The 25179-nt window shown below is 65.0% G+C and carries 23 protein-coding genes; 8 read left to right on the top strand and 15 right to left on the bottom strand.

What is annotated here, in order from left to right:
* Nucleotides 1-15: 15 nt before the first annotated feature.
* On the bottom strand, nt 16-936 hold the full coding sequence (locus ACQY5A_RS09560) for a heme o synthase (protein WP_428340138.1): 921 nt from the start codon (nt 934-936) through the stop codon (nt 16-18).
* A gap of 257 nt (nt 937-1193) precedes the next feature.
* Here ACQY5A_RS09560 and tkt point away from each other — a divergent pair, with 257 nt between their 5' ends.
* From tkt to ACQY5A_RS09595, 7 genes are all read left to right on the top strand, one after another.
* Nucleotides 1194-3284, top strand: coding sequence for a transketolase (gene tkt, locus ACQY5A_RS09565; RefSeq protein WP_428340139.1), 2091 nt, complete (start codon nt 1194-1196; stop codon nt 3282-3284).
* 15 nt (nt 3285-3299) lie between these two features.
* Complete coding sequence (tal, locus tag ACQY5A_RS09570) at nt 3300-4418, top strand: transaldolase (RefSeq protein WP_428340140.1); 1119 nt, start codon at nt 3300-3302, stop codon at nt 4416-4418.
* Nucleotides 4415-5968, top strand: coding sequence for a glucose-6-phosphate dehydrogenase (gene zwf, locus ACQY5A_RS09575; RefSeq protein WP_428340141.1), 1554 nt, complete (start codon nt 4415-4417; stop codon nt 5966-5968). The genes tal and zwf overlap by 4 nt, the downstream gene beginning before the upstream one ends.
* Before the next feature lie 34 nt (nt 5969-6002).
* Nucleotides 6003-6914 (top strand): glucose-6-phosphate dehydrogenase assembly protein OpcA, encoded by a 912-nt coding sequence (gene opcA, locus ACQY5A_RS09580; protein WP_428340142.1) that lies wholly within the window; start codon nt 6003-6005, stop codon nt 6912-6914.
* 47 nt (nt 6915-6961) lie between these two features.
* Nucleotides 6962-7708: a 6-phosphogluconolactonase gene (pgl, locus tag ACQY5A_RS09585; RefSeq protein WP_428340143.1), complete on the top strand. Its 747-nt coding sequence runs from the start codon at nt 6962-6964 to the stop codon at nt 7706-7708.
* A gap of 176 nt (nt 7709-7884) precedes the next feature.
* Nucleotides 7885-8277, top strand: a complete 393-nt coding sequence (locus tag ACQY5A_RS09590) for an ATPase (protein ID WP_428340144.1) — start codon at nt 7885-7887, stop codon at nt 8275-8277.
* Nucleotides 8278-8287: 10 nt separating this feature from the next.
* On the top strand, nt 8288-9565 hold the full coding sequence (locus ACQY5A_RS09595; RefSeq protein WP_428340145.1) for a cytochrome P450: 1278 nt from the start codon (nt 8288-8290) through the stop codon (nt 9563-9565).
* On the opposite strand, the gene ACQY5A_RS09600 is transcribed toward ACQY5A_RS09595, so the two are convergent.
* Nucleotides 9550-11322 (bottom strand): CocE/NonD family hydrolase, encoded by a 1773-nt coding sequence (locus ACQY5A_RS09600; protein ID WP_428340146.1) that lies wholly within the window; start codon nt 11320-11322, stop codon nt 9550-9552. The genes ACQY5A_RS09595 and ACQY5A_RS09600 overlap by 16 nt on opposite strands.
* Before the next feature lie 81 nt (nt 11323-11403).
* On the opposite strand from ACQY5A_RS09600, the gene ACQY5A_RS09605 reads away from it, so the two are divergent.
* Entirely contained in the window at nt 11404-12012 is a 609-nt protein-coding gene (locus tag ACQY5A_RS09605; RefSeq protein WP_428340147.1) for a TetR family transcriptional regulator, read from the top strand.
* Here the strand turns inward: ACQY5A_RS09605 and ACQY5A_RS09610 are convergent.
* From ACQY5A_RS09610 to yvcK, 13 genes are all read right to left on the bottom strand, one after another.
* The gene (locus tag ACQY5A_RS09610) at nt 12009-12470 is read right to left on the bottom strand and encodes a hypothetical protein (protein ID WP_428340148.1); all 462 of its coding nucleotides are present in this window, start codon (nt 12468-12470) and stop codon (nt 12009-12011) included. The genes ACQY5A_RS09605 and ACQY5A_RS09610 overlap by 4 nt on opposite strands.
* A 7-nt stretch (nt 12471-12477) precedes the next feature.
* Nucleotides 12478-15270: a phosphoenolpyruvate carboxylase gene (ppc, locus tag ACQY5A_RS09615; RefSeq protein WP_428340149.1), complete on the bottom strand. Its 2793-nt coding sequence runs from the start codon at nt 15268-15270 to the stop codon at nt 12478-12480.
* A 76-nt stretch (nt 15271-15346) separates the two neighbouring features.
* Nucleotides 15347-15742, bottom strand: a complete 396-nt coding sequence (locus tag ACQY5A_RS09620) for a PIN domain-containing protein (protein WP_428340150.1) — start codon at nt 15740-15742, stop codon at nt 15347-15349.
* Nucleotides 15739-16032 (bottom strand): type II toxin-antitoxin system Phd/YefM family antitoxin, encoded by a 294-nt coding sequence (locus ACQY5A_RS09625; RefSeq protein ID WP_428340151.1) that lies wholly within the window; start codon nt 16030-16032, stop codon nt 15739-15741. Before ACQY5A_RS09625 ends, ACQY5A_RS09620 begins: the two co-directional genes overlap by 4 nt.
* Nucleotides 16033-16106: 74 nt before the next feature.
* Nucleotides 16107-16343, bottom strand: coding sequence for a preprotein translocase subunit SecG (gene secG / locus ACQY5A_RS09630; protein ID WP_428340152.1), 237 nt, complete (start codon nt 16341-16343; stop codon nt 16107-16109).
* A gap of 110 nt (nt 16344-16453) precedes the next feature.
* A complete protein-coding gene (locus tag ACQY5A_RS09635; protein WP_428340153.1) occupies nt 16454-16633 on the bottom strand; it encodes a hypothetical protein in 180 nt (59 codons plus the stop codon).
* 144 nt (nt 16634-16777) lie between these two features.
* The gene (locus tag ACQY5A_RS09640; RefSeq protein WP_428340154.1) at nt 16778-17938 is read right to left on the bottom strand and encodes a hypothetical protein; all 1161 of its coding nucleotides are present in this window, start codon (nt 17936-17938) and stop codon (nt 16778-16780) included.
* 183 nt (nt 17939-18121) lie between these two features.
* Entirely contained in the window at nt 18122-18907 is a 786-nt protein-coding gene (gene tpiA, locus ACQY5A_RS09645; protein ID WP_428340155.1) for a triose-phosphate isomerase, read from the bottom strand.
* Between the two features lie 66 nt (nt 18908-18973).
* Nucleotides 18974-20188 (bottom strand): phosphoglycerate kinase, encoded by a 1215-nt coding sequence (locus tag ACQY5A_RS09650; protein WP_428340156.1) that lies wholly within the window; start codon nt 20186-20188, stop codon nt 18974-18976.
* 2 nt (nt 20189-20190) lie between these two features.
* A complete protein-coding gene (gene gap / locus ACQY5A_RS09655; protein WP_428340157.1) occupies nt 20191-21213 on the bottom strand; it encodes a type I glyceraldehyde-3-phosphate dehydrogenase in 1023 nt (340 codons plus the stop codon).
* Between the two features lie 99 nt (nt 21214-21312).
* On the bottom strand, nt 21313-23055 hold the full coding sequence (locus ACQY5A_RS09660; protein WP_428340158.1) for a DUF3556 domain-containing protein: 1743 nt from the start codon (nt 23053-23055) through the stop codon (nt 21313-21315).
* Between the two features lie 81 nt (nt 23056-23136).
* The gene (gene whiA / locus ACQY5A_RS09665; protein WP_428340459.1) at nt 23137-24114 is read right to left on the bottom strand and encodes a DNA-binding protein WhiA; all 978 of its coding nucleotides are present in this window, start codon (nt 24112-24114) and stop codon (nt 23137-23139) included.
* Nucleotides 24111-25139: a uridine diphosphate-N-acetylglucosamine-binding protein YvcK gene (gene yvcK / locus ACQY5A_RS09670; protein WP_428340159.1), complete on the bottom strand. Its 1029-nt coding sequence runs from the start codon at nt 25137-25139 to the stop codon at nt 24111-24113. The genes whiA and yvcK overlap by 4 nt, the downstream gene beginning before the upstream one ends.
* Nucleotides 25140-25179: the final 40 nt, after the last annotated feature.

A 25179-nucleotide genomic window follows, 5' to 3' on the forward strand; every position in this document is an offset into this window, starting at 1 on the left:
ACCTTGCGGCGAGTATCAGACCTTCAGAACCGTCGGCAGCGCCAGCGCCGAATCGAGCGCCAGAGCACAGAACACGACGGCCAGATAATTGTTCGATTGCAGGAACAAGCGCAGCGGTTTGACCGGCTCTCCGCGACGCACGCCGGCGTAGAGCTGATGGGCCATCGCCAGGAACCAGACACCAGCGACCGCGGCCACCGCGGTGTAAAGCCAGCCGGCGGCCAGCGACAGCGCCAACGTCGCCGCCACGGTCAGCCAGGTGTAGATGAGGATCTGCTTGGTGACCTGACGCTCGGTCGCGACGGCCGGCAGCATGGGGATCCCAGCCGCCTGGTAGTCCTCCTTGTAGCGCATCGCCAGCGCCCAGGTGTGCGGCGGCGTCCAGAAGAAAATGATCGCGAACATGACCAGGGCCGGCCAGGCAATCGTCCCGGTGACCGCGGACCAGGCGATCATCACGGGCATGCAGCCGGCGGCACCGCCCCACACCACGTTTTGCGATGTGCGGCGCTTGAGCAGCAACGTGTAAATGAAGACATAGAAAGCGATCGTGCCCACCGCGAGCAGACCCGACAGCACATTCGTCGTCCACAACAACCAGGCGAACGACGCGGCGCTCAACGCCAGCCCGAACACCAGTGCGTGGGAAGTCGGCACCGCCGCGCGGGCCAGCGGACGTCGCGCGGTCCGCTTCATCAGCTTGTCGATGTCGGCGTCAGCCACGCAGTTCAACGTGTTGGCCCCGCCGGCGGCCAGCATTCCGCCGATCAAGGTGTTGAGGATCAGCAGCGGGTGGACGCTGCCACGATGAGCCAGCAACATCGCCGGAATTGCGGTGACCAGCAACAGCTCGATGACCCGCGGCTTGGTGAGCGCCAAATACGACAGCACAACGGTGCTGATTCGGCTCGGCGCAACGCGCTCGCGAATGCTCACGCAATGACTCCTCGGATCACAGCAGCGCGCAGCTTCTACTACGCACGATGGTAGACCGGACAACTTGCACAGCATGCACCGCACGGGCCATCGACAGCCAATCGGCAGACCTGAGGGCGCGACACATCGTTGACGGCGGCTGAACAGTCGGGAAGCTGAACAGCCTTTGACACGCACGCAGCGTTCCGGCATTAGGGTGGGCTTGGAGCCTTCTAAAAAAACATCGATCAATCTGCCGACCCCGAGGACTGCAGTTCGTGACCACACTCGAAGACATCTCGTCCCTGACCCAACCGCACCACCCGGATGACTGGACCGAGCTCGATTCGGCCGCGGTCGACACCGTCCGAGTGCTGGCCGCCGACGCGGTTCAAAAGGTGGGCAACGGCCATCCCGGGACCGCGATGAGCCTCGCGCCGCTTGCCTACACGCTTTTCCAGCGGGCGATGCGGCACGATCCCAGCGACATCCACTGGCTGGGCCGCGACCGCTTCGTGCTCTCGTGCGGACACAGCAGCCTGACCCTGTATCTGCAGCTCTACCTCGGCGGTTTCGGGCTCGAGCTGTCCGACATCGAGTCGCTGCGTACCTGGGGATCCAAGACGCCCGGGCACCCGGAGTTCCGACACACCGACGGGGTCGAGATCACCACCGGCCCGCTGGGCCAGGGCCTGGCCTCTGCCGTCGGATTCGCGATGGCGGCCCGCTACGAGCGCGGCCTGTTCGATCCGGACGCCCCCGAGGGGACCAGCCCGTTCGACCATCACATCTACGTGATCGCCTCAGACGGTGACATGGAAGAAGGGGTGACCTCGGAGGCGTCGTCGCTGGCCGCAGTGCAGCAGCTGGGCAACCTGATCGTGTTCTACGACCACAACGAGATCTCGATCGAGGACGACACCGACATTGCGCTGTGCGAGGACACCGCCGCCCGCTACGAGGCCTACGGGTGGCACGTGCAACGCATCGAGGGCGGCGAGAACGTCGTCGATATCGAAGAGGCCATCGCCAACGCCAAAGCCGTCACCGACAAGCCGTCGTTCATCTCGCTGCGGACCATCATCGGCTACCCGGCGCCGAAGTTGATGAACACCGGCAAAGCGCACGGGTCCGCTCTCGGCGACGAGGAAGTCGCAGCGGTCAAGGAAGCCCTGGGCTTCGACCCCGACAAGAAGTTCGAGGTCCGCGACGCGGTCCTTGAGCACACTCGCGAGCTGGTGCAGCGCGGCAAGGAAGCCCACGAAAATTGGAACGCTGCCTTCGAAGCGTGGGTCGAGCGTGAACCCGAGCGCAAGAAGCTGCTGGACCGACTGACCGCCGAGGAATTGCCGGACGGCTGGGATGCGGACATTCCGCACTGGGAGCCGGGCGATAAGGATCTCGCCACCCGGGCGGCGTCCGGCAAGGTGCTCAACGCGGTAGGCCCGAAACTGCCCGAGCTTTGGGGCGGATCGGCCGATTTGGCCGGCAGCAACAACACCACCATGGACAACGTCAAATCCTTTGGTCCGCCTTCGATTTCGACGAAGGACTTCACCGCGGACTGGTACGGCCGCACGCTGCACTTCGGAATCCGCGAGCATGCGATGGGCGCAATCCTGTCCGGCATCGTGCTGCACGGCCCGACCCGCGCCTACGGCGGTACGTTCCTGCAGTTCTCCGATTACATGCGTCCGGCGGTCAGACTGGCCGCGCTGATGGACATCGACACGATCTACGTCTGGACCCACGACTCGATCGGGCTCGGCGAAGACGGCCCTACCCACCAGCCCATCGAGCACTTGGCCGCCCTGCGCGCCATCCCCCACCTGTCGGTGGTGCGCCCCGCCGACGCCAACGAAACCGCGTTCGCGTGGCGGTCGGTGCTGGCCCGGGGCAACGGCAGCGGTCCGGTGGGGCTGATCCTGACCCGGCAGGGCGTGCCGATCCTCGAGGGCACCAACTACGAAGGTGTGACCAAGGGTGGGTACATCCTGGGCGACGCCGGCGGAGACCAGCCCGATGTGGTGCTGATCGGTACCGGATCCGAGGTTCAGCTCGCCGTCGAGGCGCAGAAGTTGTTGGCGGACAAGGACATTGTCGCGCGGGTCATCTCGATGCCATGCGTCGAATGGTTCGAGTCCCAGTCCGAGGAATACCGCAACAGCGTGTTGCCACCGTCGGTGTCGGCTCGGGTCGCGGTCGAGGCCGGCGTCGCGCAGAGCTGGCACAAGCTGGTCGGTGACACCGGTGAAATTGTTTCGCTCGAGCACTACGGGGAATCCGCTGATGCGAAGACCTTGTTCCGCGAATTCGGGTTCACACCGGAAGCCGTTGTCGACGCCGCTGAACGAACGATAGACAACTAACCGAAAGGTTTTCCCATGACTCAGAATCCCAACCTCGCCGCTCTGTCCGCCGCCGGCGTCTCCGTCTGGCTGGACGACCTGTCCCGCCAGCGTCTGCAGTCCGGCAACTTGCAGGAGCTGATCGACACCAAGAGCATCGTCGGGGTCACCACCAACCCGTCGATCTTCCAGAAGGCACTGGCCGAGGGCGACGCCTACGACGGCCAGGTGACCGAGCTCGCCGAGCGCGGCGCCGACGTCGACGCGACCATCCGCACGGTCACCACCGACGATGTCCGCAACGCCTGCGACGTGCTGACCCCGCAATGGGAAGCCTCCGACGGAGTCGACGGGCGGGTCTCGATCGAAGTAGACCCGCGACTGGCGCATGACGCGGATAAGACCGCCAAGCAGGCCATCGAATTGTGGAAGATCGTCGACCGACCGAACTTGTTCATCAAGATTCCGGCCACCGAGGACGGCATTCCCGCGATCAGCGCGACGCTCGCGGAAGGCATCTCGGTCAACGTAACGCTGATCTTCTCGGTCGAGCGCCACCGCGCGGTGATGGACGCCTACCTCGAGGGACTCGAAAAGGCCAAGCAGGCTGGGCATGACTTGTCCAAGATCCACTCGGTTGCATCGTTTTTCGTCTCGCGGGTCGACACCGAGATCGACAAGCGCCTGGAGAAGATCGGCTCGGACGATGCGAAGGCGTTACTGGGCAAGGCTGGCGTGGCCAACGCTCGGCTGGCATACGCCGCTTACCAAGAGGTCTTCGTCGGCGGCGAGCGTTTCGCGAAGCTCGAGGCCGACGGGGCGCGGGTCCAGCGTCCGCTGTGGGCCTCGACCGGCGTGAAGAACCCCGACTACTCCGACACGCTTTACGTCACCGAGCTGGTCGCACCGAACACGGTGAACACCATGCCGGAGAAGACGATTGACGCGGTCGCCGACCACGGCGAGGTGACCGGCGACACGGTCACCGGCACCGCTGCCCTCGCCCGGGAAGTCTTCGACAAGCTCGACGCGATCGGGATCGACCTGACCGACGTGTTCTTGGTTCTCGAAGACGAAGGTGTGCAGAAGTTCGAGGAGTCTTGGACCGAGCTGCTCGAGGAGACTCAAAAGCAGCTCGACTCTGCCGACAAATGAGTCGTGCCAACACTCGGACAGGCGCCGAGACTTGGCAAAACCCGTTGCGGGACAAGCGCGATAAGCGTTTACCGCGGATTCCCGGCCCCTGTGCCGTCGTGATCTTCGGCGTGACCGGGGATCTGGCCCGTAAGAAGGTCGTGCCGGCCATCTACGACCTGGCCAACCGCGGCCTGCTGCCCCCGACCTTTTCCCTGGTTGGATTCGGACGACGGGATTGGGACGACGAGGCCTTCGCCAACGAGGTCCTCCAACTGGTCAAAGACCATTCCCGCACACCTTTTCGGCAGGCGATCTGGGACCGGTTGGCGGAAGGATGCCGATTCGTCACAGGCGCCTTCGACGACGACGAGGCCTTCGCCCGGCTCGCCGAGACGCTGGAGAAGCTCGACGCCGAGCGTGGCACCGGAAGCAATCACGGGTTCTACCTGGCGATCCCACCGAAGAGTTTTCCCGCGGTGTGTGAGCAGTTGGACCACGCCGGGCTGGCGAAGCCGCAGGACGGCAGTTGGCGACGGGTCGTCATCGAAAAACCGTTCGGCCACGACCTCGACAGCGCACGCGAGTTGAACAAGGTCGTCAACAGCGTTTTCCCTGAAGAGTCGGTCTTCCGCATCGATCACTACCTGGGCAAGGAGACGGTCCAGAACATCTTGGCGCTGCGATTCGCCAATCAGTTGTTCGACCCGATCTGGAACGCCCATTACGTCGACCATGTGCAGATCACCATGGCCGAGGATATCGGCCTGGGCGGACGCGCCGGCTATTACGACGGCATCGGCGCGGCGCGCGACGTGATTCAGAACCATTTGATGCAATTGCTTGCCCTCACCGCGATGGAGGAGCCGGTCAGCTTTCGTCCGTCGGAGTTGCAGACCGAGAAAATCAAGGTGCTCTCGGCGGTCAAACTGGCTGAGCCATTGGATGAGACGACGTCGCGCGGGCAGTACAACGCGGGCTGGCAGGGCGGCGAGCACGTGATCGGGCTGCTCGACGAGGACGGCTTCTCCAAAGACTCGACCACCGAAACATTCGCAGCGATCACCGTCGAGGTCGATACCCGTCGCTGGGCCGGTGTGCCGTTCTACCTGCGCACCGGAAAACGACTGGGACGCAGGGTGACCGAGATCGCGCTGGTCTTCAAGCGGGCCCCGCATCTCCCGTTCGACGCCACCATGACCGACGAGTTGGGCGCCAACGCGCTGGTGATCCGGGTCCAGCCGGACGAGGGCGTGACACTGCGATTCGGGTCCAAGGTGCCCGGCAGTGCCATGGAAGTCCGCGACGTCAACATGGATTTCTCCTACGGCGCTGCGTTCACCGAGGAGTCGCCCGAGGCATACGAACGGTTGATCCTCGACGTGTTACTCGGTGAGCCGTCGTTGTTCCCGGTCAACGACGAAGTCGAATTAGCTTGGGAAGTACTGGATCCCGCGCTCGATTATTGGGCGGAGCACGGTAATCCCGATCCGTACGAGGCGGGTACCTGGGGTCCGGCATCGGCCTTCGACATGCTGCGCCGGACCGGGCGTGAATGGCGGAGACCATGACGAACCCGGCCGGCAATGACGAGGAGCGGCGCCGATGATCGTGGATTTGCCGGAGACCAGCACTGCCCAGATCGCCAAGAAACTCACCTCGCTGCTCGAGGAATCCGGCGCGGTCAACCTCGGCCGTGTCTTGACGCTGGTGATCGCACCGGGCAGCGACACGCTGCTCGAGGAATCGATCAAGGCCGCCAACGCCGCCAGCCATGAGCATCCCAGCCGGGTCATCGTCGTGACGACCGGTGATGCCGATGCCGCCGAGGCGCGCCTGGATGCGCAACTACGGGTGGGCGGTGACAGCGGCGCCGGCGAAGTCGTGGTGCTGCGACTCTCCGGTTCGCTGGCCGGGCACGACGGTAGCGTCGTCGTGCCGTTTCTGTTGCCCGATATCCCTGTGGTGGTGTGGTGGCCCGATGTCGCTCCCGCCGTACCGGCACAGGATCCATTGGGCCAATTGGCAATTCGCCGGATCACCGACGCAACCAACGGAGTCGATCCCCTGTCGGCGATCAGAAGCAGGCTGCCGGGCTACACCCCGGGTGATACCGACCTGGCCTGGAGCCGCATCACGTACTGGCGCGCGCTGCTCACGTCGGCGATCGATCTGCCACCACATGAGCCGATCAACTCGGCGGTGGTGTCCGGCCTCAAAGACGAACCCGCGCTCGACATCCTGGCCGGCTGGCTGGCCAGTCGAATCGACGGACCCGTCCGTCGTGTCGTCGGCGAACTCAAAGTCGAACTCGAACGGCTCACCGAGACGGTGACGCTGCGAAGACCGCAGAAGGGACTGACCGCGACGTTGAGCCGAACCGGTAAACCCGACGCGCTCGTTCCGCTGCAACGCCGAGACGTGCCCGAGTGCCTCGCCGAAGATCTCCGCCGGTTGGATGCGGACGTCATCTATTTTTCAGCGTTGGAGGGTATCGACCGGGTGGAGTACGCGTGAGCGTGCCGCGACGATGCAGATTGCAGCGATGAGGAGGAGCGGCACTGGTGAGTGAGACGTCAGTGGAGAAGTTCGACGACAGCGACGGACTGGTGGCCGCGGCAGGCGAACGGCTGATCGGCGTGGTCGAGGCCGCGATCGCTGCTCGCGGCAAGGCCCAGGTCGTGTTGACCGGAGGTGGCAACGGCAACAAGCTGATGCGTTTCCTCGCAGCGCAGACCGGGCGGGTCGACTGGGCCAAGGTGCACCTGTTCTGGGGCGACGAACGATATGTCACCGAGGACGACGACGAACGCAACGACAAGCAGGCTCGCGAGGCCTTGCTGGATCACGTCGACATCCCGGCGCGCAACGTGCACGCCATGCCCGCGGCCGACGGTGAATTCGGTACCGACCTCGCCGCTGCCGCATTGGCCTACGAACAACTTCTGGCCGCGAACGCCGACCCGGGTGACCCGGCGCCGAATTTCGACGTCCATCTCCTTGGCGTTGGTCCCGAGGGCCACATCAACTCGCTGTTTCCCGATACTTCGGCCGTGCACGAGACCACGCGATTGGTGGTCGATGTCGAGGATTCACCGAAGCCTCCGCCATTGCGAATCACGCTGACGCTGCCCGCGATTCAACGCTCGCGCGAGGTATGGCTGCTGGTGGCGGGCGAAGAAAAGGCCGAGGCCGTCGCCGCCGCGGTCGGTGGCGCCGACCCGGTCTCGATTCCGGCGGCCGGCGCGATCGGCCGCGAGCACACCGTCTGGTTCCTCGATTCCGGAGCCGCCAGCAAGCTGCCCGGTTAGCGCGCCCGCCGCTCGGCCCTCCCGTCGTTGTAGCCGCGCTGGTATTCCTGCAGCCGTCGAATGACGTCGGGCGGTATCGCGTTGCGGATCACTGCTGCACAGCAGTGATCGCCATTTTGCCGATGCATATCCGATCAGATGGATATTCGGTCCCCGAGGTTCCGTCGACCGCCATAATGAGCGGCATGGCAGATAACAGCGCCGGCGATCGCCCAGCGCGGCAGCGGATCAAGACGCTCACCCAAGCGGCGATGAACGCCGACGTCACCGTCAACCAGCTGGAAGACGTGTTGGGTGGCCTCGGCGACACGTTGGGGGACCTGAACACCTCACTGTTGAACCTCAACAGCGCGGTCGACCGCCTCGACAACGGGCTCGACCACTTCGAAGCCACCCTCGGCAGGATCGACGACCTGATGAAGCGGCTGGTGACCCTCGTTGCGCCGGTCGAGGCCATCGTCGAACGCATCGACTACATGGTCGGCGTCGGCGAAACCGTGATGTCGCCGCTGTCGGTCACCGAACACGCAGTCCGCAACGCATTCAACGCCTTGCGCAAATCGCGGTAGTCGCTAGACCGTGCCGCATCCCCGACCGGCTCCCGATCCGCCGTACGCCGAGAACACCGGCCTGCCGTGGGATGTCTCGGTCGCGGACGCGGTCGCCGCCATCGCGGAAGCCCGCGCCCAGCACGGCGACACATTCGCCCTGCGCAGCGGCGACGATCACTACCTGTTCACGTTCTCCCCCGCCGGTGTCGAATCGTTCTATCGCTTGCCCGAGGACAAGGCCAGCAAGGGCGTCGCGGACTACCTGATGCTGCGGCGCAAGCTGCCCGACGAGATCTTTCAGGGGCGTCGCATTTTGCCGAGCACACTGTTCCGGCGCGACGACGTCGCCGGTTATCTGACCAATCTGGATCGGGCGCTCGACCAGACCATCGACGAGTTGGGCTCGTCGGGGTCCGTGGACGTCTTCGCCCTGACGCGCCGACTCGGCCACCGGATGGGGCTGGCCTCCTGGGCCGGGCCGGGGTCGGCGCACGGCGAGGCGTTCGAGCGCCTGGTGCGGGCCTTCGACACCTTGGACGGCTCGGACGCGTTCGTCCATCCCGACGCGATGGCCGCGGTCGCCGCATCCGGGAAGCGGGCCGAGCGCGCAGCTCTCGACGAGGTGGCCGAGATCGTCGCCGACGCCGTGCACCGTCCGGCGGATGACGACGGCCTGTTCGGCAGAATCGTCGCCGAATGGCGGAACGACCCGGACGACAACCGGATTCGCGGTATCGCCCTGGACGTTGCGCTGATCCACATCGCGTCGATGTCCAACCTGGCTGCCGCGCTGGGATGGGCGCTGGTGGACCTGCTCGAGCATCCGGGGTATCTGACGCGCGTCGTGACCGATGCGGATCTTGCGCAGCGATGCGCGCTGGAATCGACCCGGCTGGCGCAACGATCGATCATGGCGCGCAGCGTCTTGTCGCCGGTCGACCTCGACACCGGCGACGTGAGCTACCAGGTGCCACCCGGGTGGACCATTGCGACGCTGCTACCGCTGCTCAACACCACCGTGGCGCCCGGGCTCGAGAAATGGGATCCGGATCGCTGGTCTCGGCATCGGCTCACCGACGAAAAGTCGCTCCCGTCGCCGATGTTGGTGACGGCATTCGGACACGGACGGCATTCCTGTCCGGCGCAGCCTTTTTCACTGTCAGCCATGACCGCCACCATGACGCGGTTGCTCGGCCGCTACCAGATGACGCCGGAATGGACCGCGCATCCGCGTCCGGTGCCGGCCCAGATCGGCGGTGTGGCGCGTGCGGATGGACCGTGTCTGCTCAGCTACACCGCGGTCTGAATCGGCAACTGCAGATACGACGCGCGGCTCCCGCCGGTGTGGATGACGTGCGTGCCGGTGTTCTGCGGCACGTATTCGCGGAGGGCGGGCATCCATGGGCCGAACAGATTCTGCGCGCCGATGACCAGCCGCAGCTGCTCGCCAGGGTGGAACACCAGACCGATTGGCAGCAGGTCGATTTCGACCTCGACGACCGCGCCGGGCGTGAGTTTCTCGACTCGGTCGAAGCTGTGGACGGGCACGTCGTCGGTCGAGAGTCGCTCGTCCAGGTGCCGCATCGACACGCGCAGACGACCGGCGGAGCCCTTGTAGCGCAGGATGGACGCACCTCGCTCGGTGACGTCGTGAATCATCGCGCCGCGATTGGGCACGGTGAATCCCTGCAGCGGCGTGCCTTGCACATTCAGCTTCTGGACGAAGACGAAGAGGTCCATGTCGTCGGCGCCCTCCGCTTCGACCCATAGACGTGCCTTGGGGTAGCCGACCAAAGTGGTCTCCTCGGGGAATCGGGTGATGAACGAGACCAGGCCCGGATTGGTTTCGGCGCTATAGGCCGTCGTCACCTCCCCCGCGGGCGCCTCGGTGCGCAGCGTGCGCGAGCGGCCGTCCAGGTAATACTTGGTGTTGACGACGCCGCGCGGGGGGAACTGGTCTGCGGGCAGGTTGACGCGGTCTGCCCCTTCGAGGTCGAGAACGGAGTAGCGGACCCGTGGGGTGTGCTCCCAACCGTTGTCCTCGCCCTTGAGGAAGTGATCGAAGAATCGGCGCAGATCTTCTCGGCTGGCCTCGTCGTAGTAGTCGGGCCATTCCTGGCTGTTGTGAATGCGCAGCCATTTCTCCTCCGAGCCCATCCGCCGCCACGCACGGAATGTGCCGCCCGTATGCAACGAATTCGAATAACTTGCCACGACGTAGGCCGGCACGGTGATCCGGTCGACGCGCGGAATCTTGTTGCGCCACAGGTCATTCATCAGTGGATAGCGCTCGGCCTCGGCGAGAATGTCTTCCTTGCGGCCGTTGCCCCAGTAGCTGTTCTCCTGGAGCTGTCGGGCGAAACCGGTGTCGGGCATGCCGCCGCGCAGCACGAGGTCGCGGTAGACGTCGCTGACGCCTTCCCACGGATTGATCGCCGCCAGATGCTTAGGCTGTTCGGCGGCGGCAAACCATTGTGCGACCGCGAGATAGGAGGTCCCGCTCATCGCGACCTTGCCCGTGCACCACTCCTGGCCGGCCAGCCACTCGATCAGATCGTGCGCATCCTCGCCCTCTTGGCGATCCCATAAAACGCTGTCGCCCTGCGAATCTGAGACACCTCGCACGTCGGGGTTGCAGATCGCGTAACCGCGGGCGCACCAGTAGGCCGGATCAGGCCCCTCGAATTTGTGCAGACCCGAGACGATCCCGTTGTCAAGACCGACCAGCTCGAACACCCCCCTGGCGGCCGGAGAGCTCCCCTGACCTTTGCCGTACGGGCTCCACGCCACGATGACCGGGACCTGCTCCGAGCCTGCCGGTCGCAAGATATCGACGTAGGTCGTCACACCGTCACGCATGGTGACGCTGACGTCCTTGTCCAACACGATGTCGACCGGCAGCGCTGTGAATTCCGGCGCAAGCCGAAAGCCCGCCGCGAGCGTGCGGGTGCCCGGGTCGAACCCGCTCAGCACGCCGTATCTATCACCTGGCTCCAACGGGAGCGACGGCGTGAATAGCTTCTCAACGTCGGTCATTGCCGCCTCTAACTTCAGTGAACTCATGCGTCTACTCGACCGTAGATGTTCGGAAGGATTAAATCAACATCTGTTTATATTTTTACGATCCACGGTAAGTTCTCCTCTGTGACCACGAAGAGCGCGCAGACGGCACCGGTTCGCCGAGGACGGCGCCCCGGCGCGAGTACCACCCGTCAGGCCATCCTCGACGCCGCCCGGGTCCGGTTCGCCTCCGACGGATTCGCCGCGACGACGATCAGGCGGGTCGCATCGGAAGCGGGGGTCAACCCGTCGCTGGTGATCCAGTTCTTCACGTCGAAGGAGGAGTTGTTCGCCGCGGTGATGTCGATATCGTCAAAATCGTTGGAGCGCATCAACACTGTCTTCGACGGACCCGACGAACATCTGGGTGAACGGGTCGTGCGCGCTCATCTCCAAGTATGGGAGGGAGCTCCGGAAGATTCGGAGCCCATGATGGCGATGCTGCGGGCCGCCATCACCAACGAGCAGGCGGCGTCACAGCTGCGGGAGTTCATCCAGGCCCGACTGCTCGACGCCATGGGTGCGGGTCGAGGCAACGCTCCTGACGCCGCTCTGCGAGCGGGGCTGGCGTCGTCGATGCTGGTCGGCGTCGTCGTGGGCCGGCGGGTCGTCGGAGTTCCCATCCTGGCGCAGGCGGATACCGAAACGCTCGTGGCGATGATCGCACCGGCCATCCAAAGCGTGCTGGTCTAACCACCACACCAGGTATGGAGCAGCGCCGCGGTTTGGGTGGCGGCAAGCAGAGTCGGGGTGTTGCCGTGACCGAGTGCATCGCGCGCCTCGGCGATCCGCTCACGTGCCTGGTCGAGAAGATCCGAGCCGATGCAGACCGGCTGATCCGGTAGCTCCGGCGGTAGTGGCCGGCTCATCGACGCTTCAAAGGCCGATGCGTCGCTGGGCACAGCGGGCTGATGGAGAAACGGTGCGGCGAGTATCTCCTCCATGGCACGGATTTTGATGGCGCACCTGCGGTATTCCTCACCGACCCAGCCGATCACATCGCCGGCGACACCGAACTGTGCGGCATCGTCGTCGGCAATACCTTCGACGCGACCAAATTTGGCGAAATGGGCGAACTGGTGGGCGACACTGTCGAAACACGCCGCGGCGAGTTCGAGCCGAAGGGCGTCGAGATCAGGACTCAGGGACATGGGCGTTCTACCCGCTGTTGCGCAGCGCGCTGGCCAGCCCGTTCATTGTCAACAGGATCCCGCGCTGGACCAATTCATCGTCGTCACCGGAGCGGTAACGCCGTAGCAATTCGACCTGCAGATGATTCAGCGGCTCCAGATACGGGAAGCGGTTGAACACCGAACGGGCCAACGCCGGGTTGTCGGCGAGCAGGTTGTCCTGGCCGGTGATCAGCTTGTGCGCGTTGATGCTTCGCTGGTGTTCCGCAGCGATCTTGTCGAATACCCGTCGCCGCAGTGTTTCGTCTTCAACAAGCTCGGAGTAACGGGCCGCCAGACCGAGGTCAGTCTTGGCGAGGACCTGCGCCATGTTCGACAGCACGGTCTGGAAGAACGGCCAACGCTCATAAAGCTCACGCAGTGTTTCCAGGCGGCCTTCGCCGCCGGCGATCCACTCCTCGATCGCCGTACCGGTTCCGTACCAGCCCGGCAACATCACCCGCGACTGGCTCCATGCCATCACCCAGGGAATCGCGCGCAGGTCGGAGATCGACGACGTCTGTTTGCGCGACGTCGGGCGGCTGCCGACGTTGAGCGCACCGATCTCGCTGACTGGCGTGGACTGCAGGAAGTACTCCACGAAACCCTCTGTCTCATGGACTAATTCGGAATATGCCCGCTGCGCCCGGTCGGCCAGCTCGTCGAGAATCTCGTAGGCCGGGCCGGCCGCGTCGCCGAGTCCCTCGACGTCGAGCAGGGTCGACTCCAGGGTCGCCGCCAGCAAGGTCTCCAGATTGCGCTGGGCGATGATCGGCTCGGCGTACTTCGCGGCTATCACCTCGCCTTGCTCGGTCAGTCGCAGGGAGCCGTTCACCGCTCCCGGCGGCTGAGCGAGGATGGCTTCGTAACTGGGCCCGCCACCGCGGCCCACGGTGCCGCCACGGCCGTGGAAGAGCCGCAACCGAATTCCGGTTTTGCGGGCCGATTCGACGAGGTCGAGTTCGGCGCGGTAGAGCGCCCAGTTGGCGGTCAGATAACCGCCGTCTTTGTTGGAGTCGGAGTAGCCGAGCATCACCTCTTGGCTGTCACCGCGAGCCCGGACTACGCTTTGATAGACCGGAAGATCAAGTGCCGCTTCGAGAATCGATGCGCCGCGGTGCAGATCGTCGATTGTCTCGAAGAGGGGGACGATGCCGACCGGACAGTAGGGCTCGTCGGCGGCCGCGTCGATCAGTCCGGATTCCTTCAGCAGGATGCCGGCCTCGAGAAGGTCGGAGACAGAGCGACACATCGAGATGATGTAGTTGGGCACCGCGGGTGGGCCGTAGATCTCGACTGCCCGCGCCGCCGCCGCGATGATCGCGAGTTCTTTTTGAGCAAGCTCCGACAACTGCTCGCGATCACCGATCAACGGTCGCCGGGTGCCCAGCTCCTCGGCCAGGATGTTGACCCGCTCGTCTTCGGTCAGCGAGAGGTAGTCCGGGTGGACTCCGGCCCAGGCTAGGAGCTCGGCGACCACTTCTTCGTGAACGTCGGAGTTCTGCCGCAGGTCCAGGCCTGAGAGGTGAAACCCGAAGACGTGCAGGGCTTCCCGCAGTCGTGCCAGTCGATCATCGGCCAGCAGCCGGCTGCCGTTCGCGCGCAGCGAGGCGTCGACGGTGTCGAGGTCGGCCAGCATCTCCCCCGGCGTCGGGTACGGCGGCAGACCGAGGTCGAGGAGATTGTCCGGCTCTTCGTCCAGGATTTGTTTGGCGGTGGCGGTGAGCCGGCCGTGAATGACGCGCAAGGCGCGGCGGTAGGGCTCGTCGCCACGCGCCGGCTCGTCGCAGTCCTCGGCCAGGCTGCTCAGCTCGTCGGTCACGGCGACCAACCGCGACGACATCGACAACTCCTGCTCCAGCGCACTCAGCTCGGCGGTGTAGTGGTTCAGCGCGGTGTAGGCGGCGCTGCCGGTGGCCAGACGCACCACGTCGGCGGTGACATTGGGGTTGCCGTCGCGGTCGCCGCCGATCCACGAGCCGGGCCGCAGGATCGGTTCGGGGAGTAGCTCGGCGTCGGGCCAGCGACCGCGCAACGCGTCGCGAACTCCGGCGTTGACCTTGGGTACCACGTCGAAAAACGCTGTTGCGTAATACCGCAACCCGACGGCGATCTCGTCGGAGATCTGCAGGCGGGACAGCCGCACCAATGCCGTCTGCCACAGCATCAGCACTTGGCGTCGCAGCTCGGTTTCGATGTCGCCGCCGTCGTCGGCCTCGGTGTGGCCGTGCGCGCGCAGCCGCATCAGCTGGGTGATGCGGTGCTGGGTGTCGAACACCGTGCGGCGGCGGGTTTCGGTCGGATGGGCGGTGATCACCGGCGAGACCAGGGCGCCGGTCAGCGCCTCGGCCACGATCGCGGAGTCCAAATCCGCCGCATCCAGCTTCTGGTAGGTGGCGGCCAGGCTGCTGTCCTGCGGCGGGTCACCCGCCTCCACGTGGATGGCGCGGCGGCGTTCCCGGTGGATGTCTTCGGCGACGTTGGCCAGCAACGCGAAGTGACTGAACGCGCGGATCACCGGGATTGCCCGGCGGATGTCGATCCCGTCGAAAATCTGCGCCACCTCGGAACGCTCGATCTCCGAGCGACGCACCCGGAACGACGCGACGCGGGCCCGCTCCACAAGGTCAAAGACCTCGTTGCCGTGCTGCTCGCGGACGGTGTCACCGAGGATGGCGCCGAGCAGCCGGATGTCGTCGCGCATCGGCTCGGTCGCTTCGCGACCTATTCGGGTGCGTTTTACCGCGCCGAAGGGCTCGAGCGAGTCGGGTGCTTCAGCCATACCTACCAGTATCAGGGTGGTTGGCTGTCTTCGCCGTTCGTGGGTCAGGCGTTGTCACCACTCCGCACGCCCAACATTAGAGCGTGATGATGTGCAGGAGCGGCTGCAGACCATCGAAATCGTAGGTATTGCGGGTGGCCAGCGCTGCCCCGTCCCCGATGGCGGTCGCCGCAATCATCAAATCGATGCGACGCTTACCTCCCGGAGTCCGTCCTGCGGTCGCGACGAGTGAGCAAAGCTCGCGGTAAATATCAGCTTCACGCTGACTGAAGGGCAGGCCACCGCCATAGGCGGCCCGGTGCTGTATGAGATCGATGCGCGCCCGCGCGGCGACGTCCGGGTTGGGATGCACTGTGCCCTCGCTGAATTCAGCGAATACCAGCGCCGAAACCAGATATTCGTGGTCTCCCGGAGGTAGCAGCTCCCAGCGGGGCTTACTGATCAGCAGGTTGGTGTCCAGGTGAATTCTCACTGTGCGCGATCGCCGACGCGCCCCGACTCGTCTCGGCCGCGCTCGACCATCTCCAGCATGGCCTCCTCGTAACCGTCAGGGGCTGTCTGCGCGTAGGTGCCAGCCTGTTCGATGTGGTTCAGGGTGACGCCTCGTCGACGTTGAGCAGGAGGCATGGATGCCCGCTTGGCGATGACGACGCCGGTGTCTTCGCCGCGGACGGTGACGTGAAATGCCTGGCCGGCCTCGGCGGCCTTGATGATCTCCGAGGCGTTTTGACGTAGCTCACGGATACCGACGGTGTCAGCCATCCGAGCAGAGTAGCACTTATGTAGCACAAGCGGCGGGACGTCGCGCCTACGGCCGGAACGCCGGCCGCCGAACCTCAGGCGTTGTATTTGATGCGCAGCGCCACGCCGACGATGGCGACCAGCCAGATGCCGACGACGAACAGCGTCAGCCGGTCGAGGTTCTTCTCCACCACGGTCGACCCGGACAGGCTGGACTGCACGCCGCCACCAAACAGCGTCGACAGACCGCCACCCTTGGCGCGGTGCAACAGCACCAACAAGACCACCAGGATGCTGGTGACCACGAGGGTGATCTGCAGAGCCAATTCCATGGCCCACACCTTACCGGCCGGTGACTGACCGGGATGGACCGGCGCCAGCCGAGCCACGGGATGAACGGGCTGAAATACGTCGTGCCGGTCGCTCCGGTGTCGTAGTCCAGCTAGACCGAGTAATTCAGGAACGGCAGCACGCCGATGTCGATCGAGTTGCCCGAGACGACCGTTGGGCTGTCTGACACCAGCTTCGTGCCGATATCGAAGTTGTCGCTCGTCGTGTAGGTGTGGTGCACCTGATGCGCGGCGTTGGTAACCGCTGAACGGGATCGTCCCGGACACGCCACCCGAGTCGATGTTGTTGGACCCCGCGACGGGCGGGCCGTCGTGGAGTGACTCGAGCTTTCTGCCAGACAACTCGGATGCGTACCACACTAACCATTTTGGGGTATCCACCCTCGGAGAACGCCAAGCGCGAGCTCAGGTCGGTCCTAGCTGCCCGCTACGTCAAGCGATGTCGTGTCGTGGGCGTAGTCGATGTAGAGCGCATGGGTCAGGAACGGCTCGACGCCGCTGTCGATTGTGGTTCCCGACGCGATATCCGGTGACCCGCCGGCGCCCACTGCGTAGGAGTACAGCACCGTGCTGCCCTCGGACACCGTGACGATGTCACCCTGCGCCAGACCCGATGACGAAATCGACGACGGGATCGTTCCGTAAACGCCGCCGGTGTCGAGGTCATCAGAGACCGGGACCGCGCTGCTCCCGACGACCGCCCCGGTGTTGGTCGTCACCGTTTCGGTGAGACCACTGCCGATGGACCCATTGCCTGAGACGGTGTCGAGGACCGAGTACGGGTTGGTTCCGCCGATGACGAGCTCGCCATGCTTGAGATCGACGAGCGCGCTGCCGTAGCTGTCAAACGGACTCGCACCCGCCGCGCCACCAACGTTGTCGCCTATGCCCAGGATCCCGCCTTCCGAGGCGTTGCCGGACAGGAAAGTTTGGAAGGCGTCGTTGGTGAAGTAGCTCAAGAAGTTAGACGGGTCCCAGGAGTACACCTCAACCTCGACGGGACCGGTCGTGCCGAGGCCATCGGCGTAACTGACGGGCACGCTGTTGTAGGTCAGGTAGATGTAATCCACCCCGCCGCTGTAGCCGCTCTCGCTGATGCCGGTGGGGGTGCCGAGGCTGAACAGGCTCTCGAGCTGCGAGAAAGGGTTCGAGCCGAGATCGGTATACGGGACAACCAGGCCGCTGGACCCGGAATCGACGAGCACCGGCAATGAGCTACCGCCGTCAACGGCGGCGTTCACGGTCGGCTCGGTGCCTTCGGAGAGGGTGATGGGAAGGTCGTAGGTGGCGGCGGCTGCAGCGGCGGGCTCAGCTGCTGTCGTGGCGGCTGCCGCCGCGGTGTCGGTCGTCGGCAGCGCGAAATCGAACGACGTGTTCAGGCTGGCGAGCAGGCTGTCGGTCCAGCTGGTCAAATCCAGGGCAGCCGCCGGGTCGAAGACCGCAACCGAGTCGGTGAATGACGTCAGCAGCGGTTGGATGATCGGGTCAAGGAGATCCTCGAAGTCCGCCTTGGCGGGTGCCGCTGAACCGGTCGCCATCGCTGCTGCGGCAACAAATGCGCCGACAGCTGCGCCCATGACAACGCCGCACCGCCGGATGGACGTGTTGCGTGGGCGCTGTTTACCGTTCCGACCAGCCATTAGTCGCCTTCCCCCGGTGTACGTGGACCTACAAGCAAAACTTAACGACCCTGTGGTTCTGACAGGTTTCCTTAAGCTAAGCGTGACCTCACCGAGATCGCAACCCGTACTGCCGATGTTTTACGGCAGCGGTCCCCCGGCGGCGATCGCCGACAGCGTCGCGAATTGCTCGCCGTCCAGCGAAGCGCCGCCCACCAGGGCGCCGTCCACGTCTTCCTGCGCCACGATGTCGGCGATGTTCTTGGCATTTACCGAGCCGCCGTAGAGCACCCGGACGGTGTCGGCGATCTGCGCTGACGCCAGCGAGCTCAGCTCCTTGCGAACTGCCGCGCACACTTCCTGCGCGTCGGCGGCACTGGCCACCCGCCCGGTGCCGATCGCCCATACCGGTTCATAGGCGATGACGGTCTGGCCGATCTGCTCGGCTGACAATCCAGCCAGCGAGCCGCGCAGCTGATTCTGGCAGTGGTTGACGTGCTCGCCGGCTTCCCTGACTTCGAGGTGTTCGCCGATGCAAACGATCGGCGTCAGCTCGTGCTTGAGCGCCGCAGCGGCTTTGGCGGCAACCAGCGCATCGTCCTCGTGGTGATAGGTACGCCGCTCGGAGTGCCCGACGACCGCGTAGTGGCAACCCAGCTTGGCGAGGAACGCCCCGCTGATCTCGCCGGTGTAAGCACCGGAATCGTGCTGCGAAACGTCCTGTGCGCCATAGGTGAGTCGCAGTTTGTCACCGTCGACCAGCGTCTGCACGCTGCGCAGGTCGGTGAATGGCGGAATGACAGCGACATCGACCCTGTCGAAGTACTTGTCAGGCAAGGAGAATGCGATTTTTTGCACCAGAGCGATGGCCTCGAAGTGGTTGAGGTTCATCTTCCAGTTGCCCGCAATCAGCGGCTTGCGACTCATACCCACCGCCGACGATGCAGAGCGGAGCGATGAGGAGGAGGCGGAACAATCATCGAGGTCCTTTGCTCACGTGTTCAACACTTCGAGGCCGGGCAGCGTCTTGCCCTCAAGGTATTCCAGTGACGCCCCGCCGCCGGTGGAAATGTGCGAGAAGCCGTCGTCGGGCAGGCCCAATGCGCGCACCGCGGCCGCCGAGTCGCCGCCGCCCACCACACTGAACGCGCCCTTGGCTGTTGCGGCGGCGATCACTTCGGCGAGGCCTTTGGTGCCTGCAGCGAAGGCCGGGAACTCGAAGACGCCCATCGGGCCGTTCCAGAAGATGGTCTCCGCGTTGGCCAGCAGCTTGGTGAACCGGGCAACTGATCCCGGGCCGATGTCGAGGCCCATCATTTCGTCCGGAATCGACTCGGCGGCAACGGTTTCCGACCGAGCATCGGCAGAGAACGTGTCGGCCACCACGATGTCGACCGGCAGGCGGATGACGTCGGCGTAGGTGTCGAGTAGTTGGCGGCAGGTGTCGATCATCTCGGTCTGCAGCAGCGACGTCCCCACCGAATGCCCCATCGCGGCGAGGAACGTGTAGCACATGCCGCCACCGATCACGATGCTGTCGGCTTTGGTGGCCAACTTCTCGATCACGCCGAGTTTGTCGGAAACCTTGGAGCCGCCCAAGATCACCGCGTACGGCCGCTTCGTCGAACCGGTCAGGCGCTCGAGCACACCGACCTCTTCGGCCACCAAGGTACCGGCATAGTGCGGCAGCAGCGTCGCGACGTCGTAGACCGATGCCTGCTTGCGGTGCACCACCCCGAACCCATCGGACACGAAAGCGCCGTTGCTGCCGACCAATTCGGCAAGCTCCCTGGCAAGTGCCAACCGCTCCCCGTCGTCCTTGCTGGTTTCCCGCCGATCGAAGCGGATGTTTTCCAGCAGCAGGACGTCGCCGTTAGTCAGCTCCGCGGCGCGGGTCCGGGCGTCATCGCCCACGACGTCGGCGGCCAGCGGCACGTCCTTGCCCAGCTGGTCACTCAGCGCGGCAGCGACCGGCGCGAGTGACAGTGACGGGTCGAACTCGCCCCTGGGACGTCCCAGGTGCGCGGTTACCACGACCTTGGCGCCGGCATCGGCGAGCGCCTTGATCGTCGGCACCGATGCGGTGATGCGGCCGGGATCGGTGATGATTCTAGCGTCGTTGAGCGGCACGTTCAGGTCGGAACGCACGAGCACGCCGCGACCCGAAACTCCCTGTGCCAGAAGGTCGTCCAGGTTGTGGATGGCCACGGCTACAGGGACTTGCCGACCAGCGCGACCAGGTCGACGAGGCGGTTGGAGTAGCCCCACTCGTTGTCGTACCAGGACACCACCTTGGCCTGGTTGTCGATCACCTTGGTCAGCCCGGAGTCGAAGATCGAGCTGTGCGGGTCGGTCACGATGTCGCTGGAGACGATCGGGGCGTCGTAGTACTTCAGGATGCCCTTCATCGGTCCGTCGGCGGCGGCCTTCATTGCGGCGTTGATCTCCGCGGCGGTACCCGACTTGGCCAGTTCAACCGTGAGGTCAGTGACCGAGCCGGTGGGGATCGGCACCCGCAGCGCGTAGCCGTCCAACTTGCCCTTGAGTTCGGGCAGCACCAGACCGATGGCCTTGGCGGCACCGGTCGAGGTGGGCACGATGTTCAGCGCCGCGGCCCGGGCCCGGCGCAGATCCTTGTGCGGACCGTCCTGCAGGTTCTGGTCCTGGGTGTACGCGTGGATCGTGGTCATCAGGCCTTTGACGATGCCGAACTCGTCATTCAGCACCTTGGCGATCGGCCCGAGACAGTTCGTCGTGCACGACGCGTTGGAGATGATGTTCTGGCTGCCGTCGTACTTATCGTCGTTGACGCCCAGCACGATGGTGATGTCCTCATCGGTGGCCGGAGCGGAGATGATGACCTTCTTGGCGCCGGCGTCCAAGTGGCCCTTGGCTTTCGCTGCGTTGGTGAAGATGCCGGTGGACTCGACCACGACGTCGACACCAAGGTCGCCCCAGGGCAACGCGGCCGGGCCCTCTTTGACCTCCAGCGCCTTGATCTTGTGGTCGCCGACGACGATGGTGTCGTCGCCTTCGAGGCTGACGTCGTAGGGCAGCCGGCCCAAGATCGAGTCGAACTTCAGCAGATGCGCCAGCGTCGCGTTGTCGGTCAGGTCGTTGGCCGCGACCAGCTCGATGTCGGTGTCGGCGCCCGCGGCCTGCTGCAACAGCAGGGCCCGGTAGAAATTGCGCCCGATGCGACCGAAGCCGTTGATGCCTACCCGGACCGTCACATTTATCTCCTTCGATGCCGACGAAATGCTCGCTGCCAGCCTAGTAGCTGCGGCAATGCCTAGCGAATTCGGTGGTTCAGGTCACCCCGAGCGGGCCCTTCACCGCGTCGTGATCGGGTGGACCGGCAGTTCGTCGCCGGGTTCGGGCCAGGGCTGGCGCGCCAGCATGTCGTCGACCGCGACGTAGCCCTCCTCGATCGATCCGGTCTTGGCGTCGACGATGCGATACCACTGCTTTTTGGTCTGGATCGGCTGACCCTCCAGGATGATCACCCGCAAGTCACCCTCTTCCAGTTGGCAGCGTCGCTGCACGGCCTCCACCAACTGCTCGTTGTGCAGATGACCTTCGCCGAAGTTCCAGCCGATCAGCGGCCCGGCGACGGTTTCGCCTTCGCGTAGGGAGTACTCGGCCTCGTCGTCGATTGCACGCTGCACCAAACCGTTGAGCGCGCGACCATGGACGTGCATGGACCGGAAGGCGCGGGCCTTGTCGCTGATGATCTCCGCGGTACTCGCGTCGTACAGCCGGGCAATCTGTTTGGCGGTCAGTGCGGAGCTCTTGATGACGCCGGCCTCGATCTTGTCCTCCACGCCCGCGCGGAAGCACCAGACACTCGATGCCCAGTTACCGGCGTAATACCGCAACGCCGGCAGGAAGGAAATCTGTTGCGGGAACATGTTTCCCACGACTGGGATCACGGCCAGGGTCGCCATGAGTATCGCCAGCAGCAAAGGTGAGCTGAGGTCGTAGATCACGATGTTGCTGTAGTGACCGAACAGGTAGAACAACGAGAAGATGAAGAAGATGTTCCACTCCAGCGGAACACCCATCGGCAGGTTGGAAATGATGTTGAGGTGAAACATCACCATGAAGGCGATCAACGCCCACCGCCAGGGGTGGTTGCCGGCGGCGAACACCAGGATCGCCGGCACGATGAGTTCCGCTGTGGTTCCGCCGACGTGGGCCATCACCTTCGGAATCCAGGTGGGGCGGATGTCGTTCACCGGATCGCGGTAGAGCCTGCGCTTCAACCAGTTGAACGGCTTGCCGCGCAGCAGTGCGTTGTTGCTCGTCATCGCCGCTACGACGTACGGGAAATGGTGATTGAGCTTGGAAGTCGCTGCACCCCACCACAATCCGAGCATCACAATCTTGAAAGCCGCGATCTGGTCGGTGAACGGGAAGAAGAAAATCACGAGCTTCAGCCAGTAGTGCTCGCCGCGGGCGGCCAAGAAGATGGTCTTGTCGCGCAGGCCCAGGAGCGCGAGGGCGACGATTGTCGGCAGCAGCAGGAGTGGGTCGATCAGGCCCACATCTCCGCTGTCGGTGACCGACCCGCCGTGCCCGGGAGCGAGCAACGCCCAGACGCCGGAGCTCAGCACGATCGCGTACAGGGCGACGTCGAAGATCGTGCGGCTGTCGCCGCGAGTGAACGGAACCTCGTTGGGCCACGGTGGCAGGCGAATCGTCTTGGGCCGCAGCCAGTACAGGAAGCCACCGATCGGCGGCCAGAATCGCGCGGTCAGCGGTCCCGATCCGCAGCCCAGGCCCAGCACCTCGAACAGCAGCGTGAAGACGATCAGTTTTTGATAGACGATCGGCTGCGTCCACCACAACGCGATGTCGGCCAGTCCACCGAGGCCTGGGGTGAGCGAGATGACCGCGGCCGCGCCCCCGGTGTAGGCGGCCATCTTGAATACGTACAGCAGGTAGATCGCCGACGGAGTGCCGAAGCCGTGCTCGACCCAATGGCGGGTCACCACCTGCATCCGGTCCGCTGCGGACCGGGTGTGCCAGGTTTCGGGGTCGACGTCCGGAAGATCCGGGGTGATGAATCCCATCACGGCCTCGTTTCAGGTCTGCCACCGTTGGCGAGACCAATCTAGCGGGATTGCCAAGCCGGTCTCGAGGACTCTCGGCCTTTAGGCGTCTTCCAGCAGATCCGGGGTCACCGCGGACTCGGTGTCGGGAATCCCGTCGACCTTCGCTTTACGATCGGCCATCGACAGCAGCCGCCGAATACGGCCGGCCACAGCATCTTTCGTCATCGGCGGGTCGGCCAGCCGGCCCAATTCCTCCAACGAGGCCTGACGATGTTCGACCCGCAGCTTGCCCGCCGCGGCCAGATGGTCGGGGACACCGTCGCCGAGAATGTACAGCGCCCGTTCGACGCGCGCGGCGGCTGCGACTGCGGCACGCGCCGAGCGGCGCAGATTGGCGTCGTCGAAGTTGGCCAGCCGGTTCGCCGTCGCCCGGACCTCGCGGCGCAGCCGCCGCTCCTCCCAGATCAACCGGGTGTCCTGGGCGCCCATCCGGGTGAGCAGCGCTCCGATGGCCTCGCCGTCGCGCACCACCACCCGGTCGGCGCCGCGAACCTCACGCGCCTTGGCGCTGATGCCGAGCCGGCGAGCTGCGCCCACCAGCGCCAGCGCAGCCTCGGGACCGGGGCAGCTGACCTCCAGTGCCGATGAGCGACCCGGCTCGGTGAGCGAACCGTGTGCCAGGAAGGCGCCGCGCCAGGCAGCTTCGGCGTCGCCGATGCTGCCCCCGACGACCTGGGCCGGCAAGCCACGCACCGGCCGTCCACGCAAATCGAGCAACCCGGTCTGTCGAGCCAAGGCCTCGCCGTCGTTGGCAACGCGCAACACATAGCGCGTGGTCTTACGAATTCCACTGGCGGACAACACATGTACGACGGCGTTGTAGCCGTAGAGATCGAAGATGTCCTTGCGTAGCCGTCGCGCGATGCTGCCCAAGTCCACTTCGGCTTCGACGACCACCCGACCAGCCACGATGTGCAGCCCGCCGGCGAACCGCAGCAGCGCCGTCACTTCGGCGCGCCTTGCGCTCACCGCAGTCACCGTCAGGCGGCTCAATTCGTCTTTGACTTCGGCCGTCATCGCCACGCGTCGTCACCCCTTGGTCCGTTGCGACCCCGTTCAACTGCGTCGGTGGACGTCGCGGCCGGCAGCGGCCGACCGGTATCGCGCACCCCTACTCCGTCCAGCTCAGCAGCCAGTTTGCCCGGGTCATGTAAAGGTGTACCAGGCCTGGCCACGTCGGCGAATTGAACCTCGGCATTGAGCAGAGTCGCCGTCCGCCGCAGTTGCTCACGCTCTCGCTCGCTCGGCACCCGCTCGGCGTCGATGATCACGTCGTGAACGGTGAAGCCCGGCGCGTGCTGGGCCAGTACATGCAAATGGCGTTCAACCGAGAACCCGGCCGTCTCCCCCGGTTCGGCCACCAGATTGAGCACCAGCGCACGTCGGGCCGTGGTCGCCTGCAGCGCCGCGGCCAGTCCGGGCACCAGCACGTGCGGCAGAACGCTGGTGAACCACGACCCGGGACCCAGCACCACCAGATCGGCGGACATGATCGCGTCGACGGCCTGACGGGTTGCGGGCGGATCTGCGGGCAGCAGTCGGACCCGGCGCACCTTGCCCGGTGTGGTCGCGATCGCCACCTGACCGCGGATCGCCCGGAACATCCGCGGGTCGGTTTCCAAGCCGGAAACGTCCGCCTCGATCTGCAGCGCGATCGGACACATTGGCAACACCCGCCCACGCACGCCCAGAATCCGGCCGACCTCGTCGAGCGCGGCAACGGGATCGCCGAGCACCTCGTTGATGCCGGCCAGCAGCAGATTGCCGATCGGGTGCCCCGACAGGGCGCCGCTCCCGCCGAACCGGTGCTGCAGGATGGTCGCCCACAGCCGGCCTTGCGGGCTGTCAGATGCCAACGCCGCCAACGCCATTCGCAGGTCTCCCGGCGGCACCACGTCGAGCTCGCTGCGCAGCCGCCCGGACGACCCGCCGTCATCCGCGACGGTGACGATGGCCGTCACGTGCGGGGTCAGTCGCCGGGCAGCCGACAGCGTTGCGTACAAGCCGTGCCCTCCGCCCAGGGCGACGATGCGGAGGCTCATTGGCGCCGCTCCTCTTGTCCATCTCTGATCGCACTGCCCT

It is taken from the genome of Mycobacterium sp. (assembly GCF_965277065.1).
GTDB lineage: Bacteria > Actinomycetota > Actinomycetes > Mycobacteriales > Mycobacteriaceae > Mycobacterium.